17 protein-coding genes and 1 pseudogene are annotated in these 14,855 nt (G+C 31.3%); 7 read left to right on the top strand and 11 right to left on the bottom strand.

Going from position 1 to position 14,855, the window contains the following annotated elements; all coding sequences use genetic code 11:
* Positions 1–485: 485 nt before the first annotated feature.
* Entirely contained in the window at positions 486–1,574 is a 1,089-nt protein-coding gene (locus CD129_RS07825; protein WP_115337829.1) for a GntR family transcriptional regulator, read from the bottom strand.
* Between the two features lie 108 nt (positions 1,575–1,682).
* Positions 1,683–2,534 carry a LysR family transcriptional regulator gene (locus CD129_RS07820; RefSeq protein ID WP_256681901.1) on the bottom strand — a complete coding sequence of 284 codons (852 nt, stop codon included), beginning with the start codon at positions 2,532–2,534 and terminating at the stop codon, positions 1,683–1,685.
* Positions 2,535–2,632: 98 nt separating this feature from the next.
* Here CD129_RS07820 and CD129_RS07815 point away from each other — a divergent pair, with 98 nt between their 5' ends.
* Both CD129_RS07815 and CD129_RS07810 read left to right on the top strand, forming a co-directional pair.
* Positions 2,633–3,607 (top strand): YeiH family protein, encoded by a 975-nt coding sequence (locus tag CD129_RS07815; protein WP_107509390.1) that lies wholly within the window; start codon positions 2,633–2,635, stop codon positions 3,605–3,607.
* A gap of 60 nt (positions 3,608–3,667) precedes the next feature.
* On the top strand, positions 3,668–4,489 hold the full coding sequence (locus CD129_RS07810; protein ID WP_115337831.1) for a trypsin-like serine peptidase: 822 nt from the start codon (positions 3,668–3,670) through the stop codon (positions 4,487–4,489).
* An 11-nt stretch (positions 4,490–4,500) separates the two neighbouring features.
* Here CD129_RS07810 and CD129_RS07805 read toward each other — a convergent pair whose 3' ends face one another.
* The 5 genes and pseudogenes from CD129_RS07805 to CD129_RS07785 form a co-directional block, all read right to left on the bottom strand.
* A complete protein-coding gene (locus CD129_RS07805; RefSeq protein WP_107509392.1) occupies positions 4,501–4,998 on the bottom strand; it encodes a Rossmann-fold NAD(P)-binding domain-containing protein in 498 nt (165 codons plus the stop codon).
* A 337-nt stretch (positions 4,999–5,335) separates the two neighbouring features.
* Positions 5,336–5,710 (bottom strand): nuclear transport factor 2 family protein, encoded by a 375-nt coding sequence (locus tag CD129_RS07800; RefSeq protein ID WP_078358327.1) that lies wholly within the window; start codon positions 5,708–5,710, stop codon positions 5,336–5,338.
* A 68-nt stretch (positions 5,711–5,778) separates the two neighbouring features.
* Positions 5,779–5,988, bottom strand: a complete 210-nt coding sequence (locus CD129_RS07795; RefSeq protein ID WP_078358326.1) for a hypothetical protein — start codon at positions 5,986–5,988, stop codon at positions 5,779–5,781.
* A 129-nt stretch (positions 5,989–6,117) separates the two neighbouring features.
* Positions 6,118–6,896 (bottom strand): annotated as a pseudogene (locus tag CD129_RS07790) (GH25 family lysozyme).
* A 30-nt stretch (positions 6,897–6,926) separates the two neighbouring features.
* Positions 6,927–7,121: a DUF6440 family protein gene (locus CD129_RS07785; RefSeq protein WP_078358324.1), complete on the bottom strand. Its 195-nt coding sequence runs from the start codon at positions 7,119–7,121 to the stop codon at positions 6,927–6,929.
* Between the two features lie 71 nt (positions 7,122–7,192).
* Here CD129_RS07785 and CD129_RS07780 point away from each other — a divergent pair, with 71 nt between their 5' ends.
* Positions 7,193–7,507: a thioredoxin family protein gene (locus tag CD129_RS07780; protein WP_115337832.1), complete on the top strand. Its 315-nt coding sequence runs from the start codon at positions 7,193–7,195 to the stop codon at positions 7,505–7,507.
* Positions 7,508–7,509: 2 nt separating this feature from the next.
* On the opposite strand, the gene isaB is transcribed toward CD129_RS07780, so the two are convergent.
* The 4 genes from isaB to CD129_RS07760 form a co-directional block, all read right to left on the bottom strand.
* Positions 7,510–8,061 carry an immunodominant staphylococcal antigen IsaB family protein gene (isaB, locus tag CD129_RS07775; protein ID WP_107509396.1) on the bottom strand — a complete coding sequence of 184 codons (552 nt, stop codon included), beginning with the start codon at positions 8,059–8,061 and terminating at the stop codon, positions 7,510–7,512.
* Positions 8,062–8,191: 130 nt separating this feature from the next.
* Positions 8,192–8,398 carry a hypothetical protein gene (locus tag CD129_RS07770; protein ID WP_237687724.1) on the bottom strand — a complete coding sequence of 69 codons (207 nt, stop codon included), beginning with the start codon at positions 8,396–8,398 and terminating at the stop codon, positions 8,192–8,194.
* A 17-nt stretch (positions 8,399–8,415) separates the two neighbouring features.
* A complete protein-coding gene (locus tag CD129_RS07765; RefSeq protein WP_107509397.1) occupies positions 8,416–8,601 on the bottom strand; it encodes a helix-turn-helix transcriptional regulator in 186 nt (61 codons plus the stop codon).
* Between the two features lie 13 nt (positions 8,602–8,614).
* The gene (locus CD129_RS07760) at positions 8,615–8,935 is read right to left on the bottom strand and encodes a hypothetical protein (RefSeq protein ID WP_078358595.1); all 321 of its coding nucleotides are present in this window, start codon (positions 8,933–8,935) and stop codon (positions 8,615–8,617) included.
* Positions 8,936–9,574: 639 nt separating this feature from the next.
* On the opposite strand from CD129_RS07760, the gene CD129_RS07755 reads away from it, so the two are divergent.
* Genes CD129_RS07755 through CD129_RS07740 form a run of 4 tightly spaced genes read left to right on the top strand, consistent with a single transcriptional unit; the run spans position 9,575 to position 14,712 of the window.
* On the top strand, positions 9,575–11,083 hold the full coding sequence (locus CD129_RS07755; RefSeq protein WP_115337833.1) for a PTS mannitol transporter subunit IIBC: 1,509 nt from the start codon (positions 9,575–9,577) through the stop codon (positions 11,081–11,083).
* 24 nt (positions 11,084–11,107) lie between these two features.
* On the top strand, positions 11,108–13,153 hold the full coding sequence (locus CD129_RS07750) for a BglG family transcription antiterminator (RefSeq protein ID WP_115337834.1): 2,046 nt from the start codon (positions 11,108–11,110) through the stop codon (positions 13,151–13,153).
* A gap of 6 nt (positions 13,154–13,159) precedes the next feature.
* Entirely contained in the window at positions 13,160–13,594 is a 435-nt protein-coding gene (locus CD129_RS07745; protein ID WP_078357838.1) for a PTS mannitol transporter subunit IIA, read from the top strand.
* Entirely contained in the window at positions 13,594–14,712 is a 1,119-nt protein-coding gene (locus tag CD129_RS07740) for a mannitol-1-phosphate 5-dehydrogenase (RefSeq protein WP_078357837.1), read from the top strand. The genes CD129_RS07745 and CD129_RS07740 overlap by 1 nt, the downstream gene beginning before the upstream one ends.
* Positions 14,713–14,855 lie beyond the last annotated feature (143 nt).

Below are 14,855 nucleotides of genomic sequence, written 5' to 3'. Positions count from 1 at the left end.
AACCAGCTATAGGACTACCTACAATAAATAATACTGAATATATTACAACTAAGTATGAAAAATATTTTGGGCTTCCAGTTATATTTAAGATATGGAACGATAAAGCGAAAGTAAGTAATTTACTACCTATAACACTAAAAAAGGTTAAAAGAACAAGATAAAGATAATTTTTTTTCATTGTATAACCTCATTTATTAATTATTTAATTCATTTTTGTAATAATGGTCTAGGAATTAATTCGGAGACTTTCTTTTAAAATACCATCGAGTAACTGGTTATACTCATTAGCTTCAATATACTTTTTGTATCTTAATAATACACTTCCTAACTATTATAAAATATTTTGGTAATATTCGGTATTTTTTTAACGATGACTCCTGCGGGTAAAGCATGATTCGAAGACTACAGGCTGAGAACATGCCCGCGGAAAGCATGCATGCCGGCAAAGTCTAAGACTTTGTCGACACTCTGAGAAATGCTTAAAATTAAGCATTTCTTCTTTTCACACTATTTCTTATAATAATTTCTGTATCCATAATTTTTGTTTCACCAATTTGCCCGGTGTTAATTGTCTTTAGCATCCACTTTGCTGCCTCCACGCCTAGCTCTTCTTGAGGGTGAGATGTTGTTGTCAATGATATATCTTCTAGTTGGCTCAAAATTGAATTATCTTCACCAACTACTGAAATATCATCAGGGACACGCTTACCTTTTGCTTTTAATTTTTTAATCAATGAATAAGCAATTTCATCGTTGTAACACACAAATGCAGTGGCATTTATTTCTTTATTCAATATTTGCATAACAACTAAATCTAACACTTTCTCCATCGTTTCAGTAGTATAAGTAAATATATTTTCACCTTTAAAAATAGCATCCAATGTATCAAAAGCTTTTATATATCCTTTCATACGAAACTTGCCTTGCATATCATCTATCTTAGTTATTAAAGCAATATCTTCATGCCCTTCATTCAATAAATAAGAAGTAGCAAGATAACCTGATTTTGTATCATCTATACTGATATATGGAATATCCATTTCTTCATAACCAGCATTAATCATCAATACAGGAATATCCTTACTTTTAATTAATGAATAATAAGATAAATTAGGATTAAACACGTTACTCTTAGTAGGTTCAACAATTAAACCTTGAATACCTTGGTCAATCATCATTTCTAGGCATCGACGTTCACCTTCATGTGTATTATTCGTACTGGCTAAAATTAAAGAATATCCATTAGTTCCTAGTATTTTTTCAATCCCTCTTATAATACTTGGGAATATGTAATCAGATAAGTATGTAACGATAACGCCAATTTTTTTGCTATCACCACTATTTATATGATTTTTTAAATAACCATCACTTACTATGGAACCTAAGCCTTTTTTCTTTATAATATAACCATCATTTACCAATAAATCTATCGCTTGTCTCACCGTATGTCGGCTAACATGATAAAATTCTTGTAATTTTTTTTCAGAAGGTATCGTTTCACCTCGCTTATATTCTCGATTAATAATATTATCTTTCAATTGATATGCAATTGATTTATATTTCGGCTCTCCCATAAAATTTCTCCATTCGCTCTTATAATTTCTTATAAAAATTATAACATATACAATATTTGTATTTGAAAATGAAAATATAGATGACAAGATTTACTGTTACTCAGTACCCTACCTAAACTGATATTCTTTTATTTCATCCATTATTGCATTATATTTATTTGTTTTGTATCTTGCTTTGTTAGATACGATAAAGAAGTTTCGATATAAGTTTAGATCGTTTGTTGTGATAAATTTTTTATCAAATGACTTTATAGAGAAGTTAGACAATATTGTATATCCCATGTTTTGTTTGACGAGCTCTAATATTAATTGATTATCGTTGATTACAACTTTTCTTGAGGTTAAGTCTAATTGTTGTAAGAGCATATCTTGGTAATATCTTATGCCGGATCCTGTTTCTCTTACATAACATCTCATATCGTTTAAATTTTCATTGATTTGTTTATTCTTAACTATCAATAATTTATCTCTTGTTAACACTTCGCTATTTATTTTGTCATCTATTACGGGTTTCTCAATTATGCCTATATCTAGTGAATAATCTTTTAAACGACTTAAAATATCTGCTGAGTTGTACACGTATATGTGTATATTTAATTTAGGATATTTGGTTTGTAAATAAATGGTCAAATCCAATAACATCGACTGTCCAAATGTATGACTTGTTCCTATTACAAACTTACCTTTCACTTCTTCTTTATGCTGATTAATCTTTGTATACAATTGTTCGTCTAATATGGCTAATTGACAGGCATAGTTATACAGTTCTCTACCTTCTTCTGTTAATACAATTTGCTTTCTAGTGCTTTCGAATATTTTGATTTGATATTTGTCTTCAAGTGTTTTGATATCTCTACTTATGGAAGGTTGTGATTTAAAAAGTTTTTCTGCAGCTTTCGTAAACCCTTCTTCTTCAACGATAACTTTTAATATATTTAATTTATCTTCCAACTCATCCACTCCATATCATTTTTGTTATATTATATATTTAAAAATAGCATTTCACAAATAACGCTCTTCCTTTTAAACTATAGTTAAGGGAATTAGGGGGCGTTATTATGAGTAAGAAATTCATATTGGGTGTCGGGTTTACATTCATTATCGCAATTGTAAGTATATTATTATCTAACTTGCCTATTTTAAATAAGGTTGGTGCTTTGGCTATTGCGATTATAACTGCGATTTTGTATAGACATTTTAAAGGGTACCCAACACAAATAGAATCGGGCGTTGTATTTTCTTCTAAAAAGCTACTTAGATTAGCCATCATACTTTATGGCTTAAAGCTTAACTTATCTACGATTGTTAATGAAGGTGGCACGCTGTTATTACTTGATGTTGGTGTTGTAACATTTGTTATTTTCTTTATTATTTTGCTCAATAAAATCATTAAAGGAGACAAAGATTTAGTCTTATTATTAGGAGTTGGTACAGGAGTTTGCGGTGCGGCAGCTATTGCAGCGATTTCACCAATATTAAAATCTAAAGAAAGTGATGTTGGTATAAGTGTAGGTTTAGTTGCAATTATGGGAACTATTTTCTCATTAACGTATACATTGCTCTATGCATTATTCCCTATGGATCCAGAAGTTTATGGGATTTGGTCGGGGGCTAGTTTACATGAAATTGCACATGTTATTTTAGCTGCTGATGCCGGTGGTACAGAGGCGCTTAGTATCGGGCTATTGACTAAATTAGGAAGAGTATTCTTACTTATTCCTTTAAGTATCATTTTCTTAGTTATCGTAAATAGAAAAAAATCTAATAAAGTTTCTCAAAAAATTGATTTTCCATACTTCTTAATTGGATTTTTAGTAATGAGTGCCATTAACACATTTGTTCCAATTCCAGAGAGTGTTTTAAATGTAATTAGCACATTTACTACATTAATTTTAATTATGGCAATGGTAGGAATTGGATTAAACGTTTCATTCAATGACATAAAAGCAAAAGCTTTCAAACCAATGATTGCTATGGCTATAACATCTATCGTACTTTCAGTCATCACATTTTTCATAACAAGTATTTTATAAAAATTATAATAGGGTATAACATAGGCAATATTCAATTTTGAGAAAGATTGTGATGAAACTATGTTATGCCTTAAATTATTTTTCGTGCTATTTATATCATTATTCAACTATTTTTTCGTTGATCATGATGAAACAGCAACATATAAAGATACATTCACAGAAGCAACACATGCAGATTACAATGATGCATTTAAACTAGGTTCACAAATACCAAATGATTTATTAACAATTAAACCTTACGATACAGATAGCAATAATCATTTCAAAGGTGTCGGTAAAGTATCATCAGATAAGACTGGTAAATCAGGGAATGGGGCAACTGGTTTTGTCATTGATGATCATACAATTATTACCGCAGCTCACGTAGCTAGTGATGACGATGGTAATAAAGAAACAAAGCAATTTTATTTCTATCCATCTAAATCAGATCAACAAATTCCTATGAAATTTAAAATAAAAAAGTTTTATACATCGTCTGAAAGAGATGTCGCTATACTCATTACAGAACAACTTTTATCTAAAAAAGTAAAACCATTAACATTAGCATCCGAACAAGAAATTAAAAAAATGCAAACTAAAGAACCACTGTACATGTTAGGATATCCGAGCGAACATCCGTACAATGGTCAACTTATGTATCAATCAAAAGGTTACTTCCTTAAACCAACTCAAAATTACATTGAGTATATCGGACATTTGCATAGAACAATCGGCTTCTCAGGATCACCCGTGTTTAATAAACACAATCACGTTGTCGGCATACATGCACATGGCATACGACCAGAATTGCACATAAAAAATCAATCAACAAGAGACATTTATACAGGCGGACCACTCCTCACAGGAAAAACAAGAGCTTTCATTGAGGAGCATCGTGAATGATGAAAATAGATTTATCTTGTTACATGGCCCACATGAACACTTTTCTTATTTCTAAAAGATTCTAGCACTCCATTAGAAATTTCTTCATGAGTGAGCCATCGATTATCAATGTCATTGTATCCCAGTTTAATTATATGAACTTTATATTTTTCAAATAATGAATTATCCAAATTCATCGAACTATTACCTTTGCATAAATAAATTGATGTATTTTCATCAGCTTTAATGTTCTCTAATAATTCATAAAAATATTTATAATAACTGCTATGTATCCAAATAATTATATTAATGATGTTAATTTTCTCATCATTAATATAATTCCCAAGTTTTTTAAAGTCATTTGCGTCTGAAAAATCAAATTGTAAAAATTTTGCACTGTCATGATTATTTAGCAAATTTTTATATTTATTTTTATCTCTACTACATAATAAAACTTGATTTTCAACATTTATAATTTCTTGAGTTGCTTGTAACAGCATGCCTGATCCACCTATTATTAAAGTAGCCATTTTACATAATCACCTTATTTTTATAATCAGAGTATCTAAACTAAGTTATTATTTATTCTTGGTACACTTGTTCACACTTCTTTCAACTTGTGCGAATATGGATACCCTTACTTACACTTCTCTCGACTTGTGTGAATATGGATGCCCTTGCTTACACTTCTTTCGACTTGTGTGAATATAGCTACCCTTGCTTACACTTCTTCCGACTTGTGTAAATATAGCCACTCTTGCTCACACTTCTCTCGACTTGTGTGAATATGGATGCCCTATGATAAGAGAGTGGGACAACGAAATCTTGTCATAAAATTAGATTTCTGCCCTACGCTCTTGATTTATTCTATTGATTTGAAAATAATTGATCGTCTTTTGGCTGGTTTTCTAAATACGCAATTTTTCCATTTGCATCTAATCTTGCTATATCTTTACCTTCTTGTGTGTAAACGCCTGTCTCATATCTATTACCACAAACTGCCCAATGTGTTTCGAAACTACCGTCTTCGTTTTCTGTCCAACCGTTATGCATATGTTTCAAGTCTTTGTTTGTTGTATACACACTTTTTACAAACTGTTTCCAAGCTTCTTTACCTTTAAATGTTTTATTATTCAATACAAATTCAATTTCATCACTAAATAATGCATTTAACTTCTGAAAACTTTCTTCACTATATCTTGATTCATCAAATAATTTAAAATAATCATCTAATATATTCATTAATTCACCTTCTTTATACTCGATTATATCTTTCATAACCTTGAAGATAAATCATATTGTCTTATTACTTAAATAACAAAAAAGAAGAAAACAATTAAACAGATAAACAATAATAAGACACTTGAAAAGAATATCCAACCTTTATTTCTATCAGATTGATTCTTCTCTTTTTTGGATAAAAATGAATATATCATACCATCTTTCCCCATTAATATTACGATAGAATATGCCAAGAAAATGAATGTAATTATAGCTAAAATAATAAATAATATATACATTTATAACACCTCTCTCTTTATTCGAGTGAACCTTACTTTCTATCTATGATAATGTATATAGTTACTATACACTCAATCAAACTTACTACAAATAGACTTTTTGAGAGGTTTCATATGATTAAGTATATTTTAAGAGATAAACCAGCTTGATTGAACGTTAGGACTTAATACATTAGCATCTACGTTTTGATCAAGTTCTTCTGAATAATAACTGTCTGTATATTGCCATAGTACATGTTCTCTTTCTGGCTGTGTTTCTTGATAAGCTGCTAACCAATATCCGTCATATGATTGTACTGCTGTTGCTGTATTATTGAGCATAAAGTCTTCATATGAATATAATAGGACTTTTTTATCTCCTGAATACTTTCTCATTTCTTCTAACCATGCTTGTGTACTTTCATCAGATGTGCCTGAAGTTACAGTTTCTTCTTCGTAATCATTAATGTAGAAGCTTGCGTTCGGTGCTCTATTATATAATGATTTTGCTTCTGTTCGTGCATCACTCGCATTTTCGTACATGCTATATGAATACACACCATATTTCATATTATTTGCTTCTAATAATTTTGAGTTTGTTGCAAAAGTTGCATCTTTATAATCTGATCCATACTGTGCTCTTAATATAATAAAGTCATAATTTGCTTTTAATTTTTTTACTTGTGCAGAGGTTAGTTTACCTTGCCATTCTGATAAATCAAGTATTGAATCTTCTTTAGGAACGACTGCCGCTTCTTTTGTTTCTTGGCTTTTTCTATGTTGTGTATCTTGTTTATTTTCTATGTATTTCTTATAACCATTTCCCATTGTACCTGCTTCTTTTGTGCTTCAGCAATTTTTGAGGGTGCATTTACAATAAAAATCAATAAGGTTATAGCTACGACGATGCGTACAAATCTACTAAACATTTAAATACTCCTTTGTGTATTACTGAAAAATTATTTCATGTTATCTATTATAGGATTACCGTTCTTGTCTAATAATGGTGTTAAACTGCTACCAGTTCCTACCCAAGCGTGTACATAATTAACGCCTGTTTCACGATCAACTACAACAGTAAATCTACCTAAAGATTTAATATTTTCTTTAGATTTCACATAAAATCTTTCGTCTTCGTTCTTATTACCAAACATATCATTCACTCCTTTTCTCCTGTAATGGTATAATACTTGCCGATATATTGAAATGATAGGAGAAGATTTTTATGAAAATTATAAACACTTTTGACGAATTAAATGAAAAAATTAATGCCCATACGTTCACTTTGATATATGTTTCTAGTGAAAATTGTTCTGTATGTAAAGCTGATCATCCAATTGTGCAAAAAATGGCTGAAAATTATCAAATCCCAGCATATGAAATAGTCGCTAATCAAGCACCTGAAGCAGTTGGACAATTAAATTTATTCACTTCACCCGTAGTCATGCTTTTTTACAATCAAAAAGAAGTTCACCGACAAGCCCGAATAATAGACTTTGATGAACTTCAATATCGTATTGAACAAATAAACAATTTATAAAATTATTCTACTAATGTATAAAAGTCAATTCTTGTTACAACACCCTTTTCATCAGATGTGAAGGCAATTTTGTAACCATTTAAATTATAAGAATATTGACCTTCTATACTACGAGGACTTCCAGTTTTAGAATAATCCATACCATAAGATTCTCTAACATCATCTATAGATAAATTAAATTGTTCAGCGTTCGTCGGTTGTGCGTTTGCATCTAAACCATAATTACTATAGACATTTAAATTTTGATCATATAAGTTAATATTTTTTGCTTCGTCTTGATGTTCTTTTGCGTAATTTTCATGTGCAGGTGTTTCATAACCGTTTAAAGTGAAATTACCTGATTCGAATCCTTTTTTGAAAGTATCTGTTATAAAGAATCCTGGGTCGTAACTAACATATCCATTATAATAAGAAGTATAAGGTTGAGACGCTTCGCTTTCCATATTACCATTGCTTGCTGCATCCACTGTATTCCCGTTGCTAGCTGCACCTACTGTAAATACTGTCGCTAATGCTAAACCGCTTGAAACAAAAATCTTTGAAAATTTGTTCATTCGATCTCTCTCCCTTTTTATAGATTATGTATCTAAAGACGATACAGCTACATCCTACTATATTGAATTTCAATTACAAGGGGAGGAATAATAAACATTTATTGTATTTTTATACTTTTGTTTAATAGTATTACGTTTTAGTAATAACCTTAAAATAAGTTTGAATTCCTAAAAATATAATAATGCCAACTAATAATATTAACCAAACAACATTAAACTCGCCTGTCGTAAATTTCGTATATAAATTATAAATAACTAAAGCAAATATAAAATACACTACAGTATACTTAGAAGCGATAAATACATGTTGTCTTTCCATTTCATCTTGCTTCTTCAAAATAATCTTCCTTTCTTTTAAGAGAATAACTCATCTACAGTTACATCAAACACTTCTGCTAATTTGAAAGCTAGTGCCAATGTAGGATCATATTTATCATTTTCAATTGCATTAATCGTCTGTCTCGTCACTTTTACATTTTTACTTAGCGTATCCTGTGACATTCCCATTTGCTTTCGATATTCCCGTATTTTATTCTTCACAACTTACCTACTCTCAACTGTATTTCTTCTTTACTATTAAAACATTAATTGCATATATAATGCCTAACAAAACAATAAAAAGTATTTCAGGATTTTGAGTGAAGACATTCTGTGCATTCCCATTTAAGCCAGAAAGTTTAATCGCTATATAGGACATGATAATCAAGAACATATAACCAAATGTGTTAGACAGTATTTCGAGTCTTATTCTCAATTGCCTTTCATCCAGTCTTCGCTCTTTTTTAAATTCTTTAGTATTAATTGCTATATATTTATAGTAAACCGTCCACATGACTAATGTAATAATAATAAAAAGTAACCATTTCAATACCATAAAAATTGCACCTCCAAATGTCAAAAGTTTTTTACATTTATTAGTCTAACATCTGAGATAAACATGTCAAATACTTTTTACATTTAGAGTGTTGATAGATATAAAACATATACTACTGTTTTTATGTTCAGGCTATAGCAGAGTGTGCTTTGGAGAGGTGCGTTATAAGCAGATTTCGGACCGCTATTTTATTTTATCGGTCCGTATTTCGTGTTTCTGGACCGCTAATTTTATTTATCGGTCCGTATTTCGCATTTCTGGACCGGTAATTATTTTTATTGGTCCGTATTTCGCGTTTCTGGACCGCTAATTTTATTTATCGGTCCGTATTTCGCGTTTCTGGACCGATATTTATTTTTATCGGCCTGTATTTTCCGTTTTCGGGTCGATATTTATTTTTATTGGCCTGAATATCTTCACATCTGAACATTTATTCCAAAACATTATGAACCTCCCTTCCAAAAGTGTATAATTACATTGAAAGCGTTTTGTTTAACATTTGTTCACTTTCATCCACTTAAATCACACATGTCAAAGTGCTTGTGACAAAGTTGCATCTACTATTCATTGTTAATAGGTATACATCTTCGTATGATTAAGTAACAAAATACTTTTTATGTAAGGGAAGGTGTGTTAAATATGGCAGAACAAACAGAAAAGAAAAAAGGCATTGGTCCTAAGGTTCAAGCTTTTGGTTCATTTTTAAGTAGTATGATTATGCCGAACATCGGTGCTTTTATTGCTTGGGGGCTAATTACAGCACTGTTTATTGAAGATGGTTGGTTACCTAATGAAGAACTTTCTACTATGGTAGACCCAATGATCAAATATTTAGTTCCATTATTAATTGCATTTAGTGGTGGTCGTTTAGTTCATGGTTTACGTGGTGGGGTCGTTGGTGCTACTGCTACTATGGGGGTTATCGCAGCATTCCCTGATACACCGATGTTAATTGGTGCAATGATTATGGGGCCACTTCTTGGTTGGTTAATGAAAAAAGTGGATGAGTTCTTAGTTCCTAGAACGCCACAAGGTTTTGAGATGTTATTCAACAACTTCTCAGCTGGTATTCTAGCATTCATCATGGCAATCATTGGTTTCAAAGGTTTAGCGCCATTGGTTGAAGGATTAATGAAACTTCTTGGTATGGGTGTTGATTTCTTAGTTTCTCATCATTTATTGCCACTAGTAAGTATTATTATTGAACCAGCAAAAACTGTATTCTTGAACAATGCAATTAACCATGGGGTATTAACTCCGCTTGCATCTGAACAAGTTACTCAAGCTGGTAAATCTATATTATATACATTAGAGTCTAACCCTGGACCAGGTCTAGGTATTTTATTAGCGTATATGGTATTCGGTAAAGGTACAGCAAAAGCAACATCATATGGTGCTGGTATCATCCATTTCCTAGGTGGTATTCATGAAATTTACTTCCCATATGTATTAATGCGTCCTTTATTATTAGTTGCCGTTATTTTAGGTGGTATGACTGGTGTAGCTACATTCAGCATATTCGACTTTGGTACAACAGGTCCTGCATCACCAGGTTCAATTTTAGCCTACTTCGCAATAACGCCTAAAGGTAGTTATTTAGTCATGTTACTAGGTATCTTCCTAGCAACTTTAGTTTCATTCTTAGTAGCATCTATTATATTGAAAGTAACTAAAGATCCTGAAAGTGACCTTGAATCAGCAACTGCTGACATGGAAGCTCGTAAAGGTAAAAAATCTTCTGTAAGTGGTGCTTTAACTGGTGCTGATAAAGAAGAAAAAGAAACTTCAGATGATGCTGAAGAAAAAGATGAATCAGATGGATTATTAGATGAGTATGACACTGAAAATGTAGACGCACATGATTTCTCAAATGTTCAAAAAGTTATTTTCGCTTGTGATGCTGGTATGGGTTCAAGTGCAATGGGTGCCGGCATGTTACGAAATAAATTCAAAAAAGCTGAATTAACAAATATTGAAGTAACAAACACTGCTATCAACCAATTACCAGATGATGCAGATGTCGTAATTACTCAAAAAACATTAACAGATAGAGCTATTAAAAAGAATCCAAAAGCGATTCATATTTCAGTAGATAACTTCTTGAATTCACCAAGATATGAAGAGTTAATTAGCGAATTGAAAAAATAATTCTAAACAAAGGAGTGAAGGTCGATGATGATAAGTAACCGAGAAAAAAGCATTCTCAAATTACTATCTGAGCGTCTTCACTCTTTTTTAACGATTCATGACATTGCTCAAGACTTAGGTATTTCGTCTAGAACCGTGCATAGAGAAATGAAAAGTGTTGAAGATACACTCAATAAATATCACCTTTCCTTAACAAGAGTGCCTAAATTAGGACTCCGCATTGAAGGTGAACCACAAAATATTGATACTTTCGTTCAATCATTAAATGAACAACATACGATTGATTTATCTGATGAAGAGCGAAAAGTGATTATTTTATACAATTTGATCCAATCTAAAGATCCAGTGAAATTATACAGCTTAGCTAATGAAATTGGTGCTTCAACACACACACTGAATAAGATTATTGAGCAGTTAGAGCCTGAGTTAAAAACCTTTGAACTATCGTTAGAACGAAGGCGCGGCGAGGGATTAATTTTAAATGGTGAAGAAGTAAATAAAAGACAACTATTAGCTAGATTTATGTTAGAAAAGTTAGACGGAGATAGCGTCTATTCTGTTGTTGAAGATCATTTTGTATATCACACATTAAATGAGACACATTTACAAGGTATCGTTGATATCGATAGATTATTTAATGTTGAACGGTTGTTAATGGATGAGCTTGGTATACTGCCCTATACATTAACAGAAGCTAGTTATTTAACTTTAACGATTCATATTGTATTAGCAATTGAACGTATTAAGCAAGATGGTCATGTAGATATTGAAGATGATATTTTAAACGAATTGATTTCAACAGATGAATTCAAAGTATCAGAAAGACTGACTAATGTGTTAAGTAACATTTATGATGTCACATTTAATCATTCGGAAATAGCATTTATCACAATGCATTTAAGAGGTGCAAGGCGACGCCATGAAGCAACATCATATGAGAGCACCGAAACGCATGAACAACGTGTAACGGAACTCATTGATTTTGTAAAAAGCGAAGGATTTTCTTTCAAAGATGAAGAGTCATTATTTAAAGGTCTGAATTTACATTTAGAACCCGCTATTAACAGATTGGAAGCCAATATTGAAACATACAATCCGCTTACTGAAATGATCGAAACATATGATAAAGCATTATTCGAAGCTGTTTCGTCAGGTTTAAAGATTGTATTCAGTAATTATCATTTTCCAAAAAGCGAAGTAGCCTATATCGCACTTCACTTTGGTGGTATGTTAAAAGCCAAACAAAGTCGTTCATTACACGTATTAGTTGTTTGTAGTAGTGGCATTGGTACAAGTCGTATCCTATCCAATCGTTTGAAACAACATTTTTCTGAAATTACGCAAACGACCGAAGTATCCGTCAGTAGTTTAAAATCGATTGATTTCTCGATGTATGATGGCATGATTTCTACAGTTGCAGTTGATACTAAATATCCACACATTACAGTGAACCCATTATTACCGGAACAAGACGCTGAAAATGTTAAATATTTCTTGAAATTACAACATTCAATTGTTCAAAGGCAACAAGACAATCAGTCTAAAGAACAGCCAATTTCATATGAAGATTATGATCATACAGTTTCTTTTATAGAAGAAAGCTTATCATTAATTCAAAATATGATAGTTGAAAAGAAGAAAGTAACACAGCTCAATCGCTATTTAGTTCAAACGTTATCTAAAAATCACATTATTGATGACACGCATAGTTTCAATGAAAAACTTAGTAAAAGAATAGAACTACAAGGCTTTGCATTAACAGATTATCCAGTTGCTATACCTCATTTATCAGATGAACTTATTAAAAAACCACAACTGATTATAACTGAATTAACTAAACCTTTAATGCTTAGAACGATAGAGAATGAAGAACAAGAAGTAAATTGGCTCGTAAGTATGTTCATACCGAAAAATTCAGAACAAGGTCAATTTATGAGTGAAGTATCATCCTTAATTACTGAGCATCTGGATGATATTGATCAGTTGTTAAATGATAGAGTGCTAATAGAAAATACACTCAAATCATTTTTCTTAAATAAATTAAAACAAAAATTAACGAAAACGGAGTGATTTAACATGACAAACTTATTTAATCCACAAAACATTTTTATGAACTTATCAGTAAACTCACAAGAAGAAGCTATCGAAAAAGCTGGACAAGCTTTAGTTGAAGACGGTGCAGTAACTGAAAAATATATCACTGCTATGAAAGAACGCGAACAAATTGTTACAACTTACATGGGTAACTTCTTAGCAATTCCACATGGTACAGATGAAGCAAAAACAGAAGTATTAAAATCAGGTCTCGTATTACTTCATATTCCAAATGGTGTTGATTGGGATGGAAACGAAACTAAAGTTGTTGTTGGTATAGCTGGTAAAGACGGTGAACATTTAGATATTCTTTCACAAATCGCGATTGTATTTAGTGAAGAAGAAAATGTAGAACGTGTCATCAACGCTCAATCTAAAGAAGAAATTCTTGCTATCTTTGAGGAGGTTGAACTTTAATGAAAGCCATTCACTTTGGTGCCGGTAATATCGGTCGAGGTTTTATAGGTAAAGTATTAAGCGATAATGGCTATGATGTGACATTCGTCGATGTTAATGAAAATATTATTAATCAAATTAATGAAGAAAAAGCGTATCAAGTAGTCATTGCTAACAAAGAAAATACTAAAGAACCCGTATCAGGTGTTAAAGGTATAAATAGTATTACTGAAACAGATAAATTAAAAGAAGCAATTTTAGAAGCAGATGTAATCACAACTGCAGTAGGTGTTAATATCTTACCAATCATCGCTAAATCTTTCGCACAATTTTTAAAAGAACGCGAACCTGGTAAAACATTAAATATTGTTGCTTGTGAAAATGCCATCATGGCAACGGATCAACTTAAAAAAGCAGTATTAGATATTACAGGACCTTTATCAGATGATATAAGTTTCCCTAACTCAGCAGTAGACCGTATTGTACCTCAAGGTCAAAAAGAAGGTTCATTAGATGTATTAGTAGAACCTTTCTTTGAATGGGTTGTTGAAGCTTCTAAATGGCAAGGTACTCAACTTGAAGATGTTCATTATGTTGATGATTTAACACCTTATATCGAAAGAAAATTATTAACTGTGAACACTGGTCATGCTTACTTAGCATATTATGGCCAATATAAAGGTTACAAAACAATCCTTGAAGCGATTCAAGATAAAGAAATTAATGACGGTTTACATGAAGTATTAAATGAAACAGGTGAATACCTCGTTGCAAACTTTGACGAGTTTACAAAAGAAGACCAAGCATATTATATTGAAAAAATAATTGGACGCTTCAATAACCCCTACTTATCTGATGATGTTACAAGAGTCGGACGTGGTGTGTTACGTAAAGTTGGACCAAATGATCGTATCGTAAAACCTTTAGTAGCTTTATCAAAAACAAATCAAAAACATTCAGAACTCGTAAAAGCATTATGTTACTTGCTTGAATATCAAGACGATAATGATAAAGAAACAGTTGAAAAAAACAACTATATCAATGATCATAGTGTTGCTGAATTCTTAAACAAATATGCAGAACTAGATTCAAATATTATTGAAGAAGTAATTATTCAATACACTTCTATTAAAAAATAACATTTTAAAAAGCCGTATTTTTAAATACGGCTTTTTACATGAATTAAATATATAATATTCTCATTTAATATTAGAATATTTCGTAATTCTCGATTTATTTTATTAGTAGAATTAATAATAATCTTACACTTAAATTTTATAGG

The organism is Mammaliicoccus fleurettii, assembly GCF_003970575.1.
Taxonomy (GTDB): domain Bacteria; phylum Bacillota; class Bacilli; order Staphylococcales; family Staphylococcaceae; genus Mammaliicoccus; species Mammaliicoccus fleurettii.
Note: the sequence above shows the minus strand (reverse complement) of the source record. Positions and strands in the feature narration are given on the sequence as shown.